At 57.8% G+C, this 5,609-nt stretch carries 3 rRNA genes; all 3 read left to right on the forward strand.

The window, feature by feature from the left end:
• Positions 1-179: 179 nt before the first annotated feature.
• The 3 genes from AC5RWU_RS23540 (at position 180) to rrf (ending at position 5,544) form a co-directional block, all read left to right on the forward strand.
• Positions 180-1,698, forward strand: a 16S ribosomal RNA gene (locus AC5RWU_RS23540).
• A 473-nt stretch (positions 1,699-2,171) separates the two neighbouring features.
• A 23S ribosomal RNA gene (locus tag AC5RWU_RS23545) occupies positions 2,172-5,286 on the forward strand.
• Positions 5,287-5,427: 141 nt separating this feature from the next.
• Positions 5,428-5,544: ribosomal RNA gene (gene rrf, locus AC5RWU_RS23550) — 5S ribosomal RNA — on the forward strand.
• Together the 16S, 23S and 5S rRNA genes form the textbook arrangement of a ribosomal RNA operon.
• Positions 5,545-5,609: the final 65 nt, after the last annotated feature.

The raw sequence follows: 5,609 nt of genomic DNA on the forward strand, positions 1-5,609 counted from the left end.
TGTGCCTGTTGTTTGAGAACTCAATAGTGTGCCAAGTTTGTTGATACCAAATGTTTTGTTTGGTTGATTTGGCTGTGATGCGCCGCGTTCGCGGTGTGTTGCGGTTTTTTTGGCCTTGATCGGATTTAGTGCAGTGCTGTTGCCCGTTTTCCCGGGTGGTGGTGCTGTGTTTGTAAGTTTTTACGGAGAGTTTGATCCTGGCTCAGGATGAACGCTGGCGGCGTGCTTAACACATGCAAGTCGAACGATGAACCCCTTCGGGGGGGATTAGTGGCGAACGGGTGAGTAACACGTGAGTAACCTGCCCTTGACTCTGGGATAAGCCTGGGAAACCGGGTCTAATACCGGATACGACTGTTCACCGCATGGTGGGTGGTGGAAAGATTTATCGGTTTTGGATGGACTCGCGGCCTATCAGCTGGTTGGTGGGGTAATGGCCTACCAAGGCGACGACGGGTAGCCGGCCTGAGAGGGTGACCGGCCACACTGGGACTGAGACACGGCCCAGACTCCTACGGGAGGCAGCAGTGGGGAATATTGCACAATGGGCGCAAGCCTGATGCAGCGACGCCGCGTGAGGGATGACGGCCTTCGGGTTGTAAACCTCTTTCAGCAGGGAAGAAGCGCAAGTGACGGTACCTGCAGAAGAAGCGCCGGCTAACTACGTGCCAGCAGCCGCGGTAATACGTAGGGCGCAAGCGTTATCCGGAATTATTGGGCGTAAAGAGCTCGTAGGCGGTTTGTCGCGTCTGCTGTGAAAGCCCGGGGCTCAACCCCGGGTCTGCAGTGGGTACGGGCAGACTGGAGTGCAGTAGGGGAGACCGGAATTCCTGGTGTAGCGGTGAAATGCGCAGATATCAGGAGGAACACCGATGGCGAAGGCAGGTCTCTGGGCTGTAACTGACGCTGAGGAGCGAAAGCATGGGGAGCGAACAGGATTAGATACCCTGGTAGTCCATGCCGTAAACGTTGGGCACTAGGTGTGGGGGACATTCCACGTTTTCCGCGCCGTAGCTAACGCATTAAGTGCCCCGCCTGGGGAGTACGGCCGCAAGGCTAAAACTCAAAGGAATTGACGGGGGCCCGCACAAGCGGCGGAGCATGCGGATTAATTCGATGCAACGCGAAGAACCTTACCAAGGCTTGACATGGGCCGGACCGGGCTGGAAACAGTCCTTCCCTTCGGGGCCGGTTTACAGGTGGTGCATGGTTGTCGTCAGCTCGTGTCGTGAGATGTTGGGTTAAGTCCCGCAACGAGCGCAACCCTCGTTCCATGTTGCCAGCACGTGATGGTGGGGACTCATGGGAGACTGCCGGGGTCAACTCGGAGGAAGGTGGGGACGACGTCAAATCATCATGCCCCTTATGTCTTGGGCTTCACGCATGCTACAATGGCCGGTACAATGGGTTGCGATACTGTGAGGTGGAGCTAATCCCAAAAAGCCGGTCTCAGTTCGGATTGAGGTCTGCAACTCGACCTCATGAAGTCGGAGTCGCTAGTAATCGCAGATCAGCAACGCTGCGGTGAATACGTTCCCGGGCCTTGTACACACCGCCCGTCAAGTCACGAAAGTTGGTAACACCCGAAGCCGGTGGCCCAACCCGTAAGGGGGGGAGCCGTCGAAGGTGGGACCGGCGATTGGGACTAAGTCGTAACAAGGTAGCCGTACCGGAAGGTGCGGCTGGATCACCTCCTTTCTAAGGAGCGCCTCGGATCCGGGGCCGTCCACAGCGGCGGCCGGCGGGGTCCGCAGGGGATGCCCACTGCGCAGGCGTTTGTTCTGCGGTGGGTGCTCACGGGTGGAATATCAATGGACAGGTTCTTCCGGTTTCCGGTGTTTTTTCCCAGTACGGTTCCGCTTCGGCGGTGCCTGGAACGGAAGGGGCGCCCGGTGCGGGGGTTTCCGTTTGGCACACTGTTGGGTCCTGAGGCAACAGGACTGTTTTTCCGGTGACGGAGGACGGCGGGCACCGGTTGGTGTCCGGCTGTTGTTCCCGCCCCCGGTCCGGGTGTTCCGCGTGCAGCGGGGTGTGCCGGTTCCGGGGTGACGGGGTTGTTGTTTGAGAACTGCATAGTGGACGCGAGCATCTTATAAAGAAGCAATTTTGATGAACCTGGTTCCGGTTTTTTCCGGATCCTGGTTCTCTCGATGTGTTTTTTGATCTTTTGTGGTCAAGTTTTTAAGAGCACACGGTGGATGCCTTGGCATCAGGAGCCGATGAAGGACGTGGGAATCTGCGATAAGCCTGGGGGAGTCGATAACCGGACCGTGAGCCCAGGATGTCCGAATGGGGAAACCCCGCCGCATGTTATGTGCGGTGACCGGCGGCTGAACACATAGGCCGTTCGGGGGGAACGTGGGGAAGTGAAACATCTCAGTACCCACAGGAAGAGAAAACAACAGTGATTCCGTCAGTAGTGGCGAGCGAACGCGGATGATGGCTAAACCGTTTCCATGTGTGATAGCCGGCGGGCGTTGCATGGGCGGGGTTGTGGGACTTTCCATTCTGTCTCTGCCGGGACAGTGGGGTGAGCGCGGGCGTATAGGTGAACCGGTTTGAAAGCCGGACCGAAGAGGGTGTCAGTCCCGTAACCGTAATGCGTGCCGCCGCCCGGGAAGTATCCCAAGTAGTACGGGGCCCGAGAAATCCCGTGCGAATCTGCCAGGACCACCTGGTAAGCCTGAATACTACCTGATGACCGATAGCGGACAAGTACCGTGAGGGAAAGGTGAAAAGTACCCCGGGAGGGGAGTGAAACAGTACCTGAAACCGTGTGCTTACAATCCGTCGGAGCAGTCTTGTTACTGTGACGGCGTGCCTTTTGAAGAATGAGCCTGCGAGTTAGTGTTACGTCGCGAGGTTAACCCGTGTGGGGCAGCCGTAGCGAAAGCGAGTCTGAACAGGGCGAGTCAGTGGCGTGATCTAGACCCGAAGCGGAGTGATCTACCCATGGCCAGGTTGAAGCGACGGTAAGACGTCGTGGAGGACCGAACCCACTTCAGTTGAAAATGGAGGGGATGAGCTGTGGGTAGGGGTGAAAGGCCAATCAAACTCCGTGATAGCTGGTTCTCCCCGAAATGCATTTAGGTGCAGCGTTGCGTGTTTCTTGCCGGAGGTAGAGCTACTGGATGGCCGATGGGCCCTACAAGGTTACTGACGTCAGCCAAACTCCGAATGCCGGTAAGTCAGAGCGCAGCAGTGAGACTGTGGGGGATAAGCTTCATAGTCGAGAGGGAAACAGCCCAGACCACCAACTAAGGCCCCTAAGCGTGTGCTAAGTGGAAAAGGATGTGGAGTTGCCCAGACAACCAGGAGGTTGGCTTAGAAGCAGCCACCCTTGAAAGAGTGCGTAATAGCTCACTGGTCAAGTGATTCCGCGCCGACAATGTAGCGGGGCTCAAGTACACCGCCGAAGTTGTGGCATTCACGCATTACCTCAGCCTTCGTGGTTCAGGGGCGTGGATGGGTAGGGGAGCGTCGTGCTGCCGGTGAAGCCGCGGTGGAAACCAGCGGTGGAGGCTGCACGAGTGAGAATGCAGGCATGAGTAGCGAAAGACGGGTGGGAAACCCGTCCGCCGAATGATCAAGGGTTCCAGGGTCAAGCTAATCTGCCCTGGGTAAGTCGGGACCTAAGGCGAGGCCGACAGGCGTAGTCGATGGACAACGGGTTGATATTCCCGTACCGGCGAAGAACCGCCCATGCCAAGCCCGGGATACTAACCGCCCGAGCCGTGCCGTGATCCTTCGGGAGAGCGGGACGGTAAGCGCGGGACCAGCCCGGAGGCGGCAAGCGTATTAACAGGTGTGACGCAGGAAGGTAGCCGGGCCGGGCGATGGTTGCCCCGGTCCAAGGGTGTAGGGCGAACGGCAGGCAAATCCGCCGTTCACGAGCCTGAGACCCGACGGGACCCCCGTTACGGGGGGATCCGGTGATCCTATGCTGCCAAGAAAAGCATCGGCGCGAGGTTCCAGCCGCCCGTACCCCAAACCGACACAGGTGATCAGGTAGAGAATACCAAGGCGATCGAGAGAATTATGGTTAAGGAACTCGGCAAAATGCCCCCGTAACTTCGGGAGAAGGGGGGCCCCAACCGTGAACGGCACACGCTGCCGGGAGCGGATCGGGGCCGCAGAGACCAGGGGGAAGCGACTGTTTACTAAAAACACAGGTCCGTGCGAAGTCGCAAGACGATGTATACGGACTGACTCCTGCCCGGTGCTGGAAGGTTAAGAGGACCGGTCAGCCGCAAGGTGAAGCCGGGAATTTAAGCCCCAGTAAACGGCGGTGGTAACTATAACCATCCTAAGGTAGCGAAATTCCTTGTCGGGTAAGTTCCGACCTGCACGAATGGAGTAACGACTTCCCCGCTGTCTCAACCATAAACTCGGCGAAATTGCACTACGAGTAAAGATGCTCGTTACGCGCAGCAGGACGGAAAGACCCCGAGACCTTTACTATAGTTTGGTATTGGTGTTCGGTGTGGCTTGTGTAGGATAGGTGGGAGACTGTGAAACCGGCACGCCAGTGCCGGCGGAGTCATCGTTGAAATACCACTCTGGTCACTCTGGATATCTAACTTCGGCCCGTAATCCGGGTCAGGGACAGTGCCTGATGGGTAGTTTAACTGGGGCGGTTGCCTCCTAAAGAGTAACGGAGGCGCCCAAAGGTTCCCTCAGCCTGGTTGGCAATCAGGTGTCGAGTGTAAGTGCACAAGGGAGCTTGACTGTGAGAGAGACATCTCAAGCAGGGACGAAAGTCGGGACTAGTGATCCGGCGGCACATTGTGGAATGGCCGTCGCTCAACGGATAAAAGGTACCTCGGGGATAACAGGCTGATCTTGCCCAAGAGTCCATATCGACGGCATGGTTTGGCACCTCGATGTCGGCTCGTCGCATCCTGGGGCTGGAGTAGGTCCCAAGGGTTGGGCTGTTCGCCCATTAAAGCGGTACGCGAGCTGGGTTTAGAACGTCGTGAGACAGTTCGGTCCCTATCCGCTGCGCGCGCAGGAAATTTGAGAAGGGCTGTCCTTAGTACGAGAGGACCGGGACGGACGAACCTCTGGTGTGTCAGTTGTACTGCCAAGTGCACCGCTGATTAGCTACGTTCGGATGGGATAACCGCTGAAAGCATCTAAGCGGGAAGCCCGCTTCAAGATGAGATTTCCATCCCCTCGTGGGGAGAGGCCCCCAGCCAGACCACTGGGTTGATAGGCCGGATGTGGAAGCGGGGACCAAAGACCCGTGAAGCTGACCGGTACTAATAGGCCGACAACTTACACCACAAAACACACACGAAATGCTCTGCGTCCACTATGCGGTTCCCGAACCACAACCCCGGTTTGCGAACCATAACTGAATAGCCAGCCACACCAGGCTGTAACACAGACTCACCCACCCCCGCGGGGGACCGGGCTGAAAAGGGTTACGGCGGTCATAGCGTGGGGGAAACGCCCGGTCCCATTCCGAACCCGGAAGCTAAGACCCACAGCGCCGATGGTACTGCACCCGGGAGGGTGTGGGAGAGTAGGACACCGCCGGACACACCGTAACAGGGCCAGGCCCCGCCGACGACGGCGGGGCCTGACCCCTTTAACACCACCCCACC

Source organism: Arthrobacter sp. B0427-1-12 (assembly GCF_059092905.1).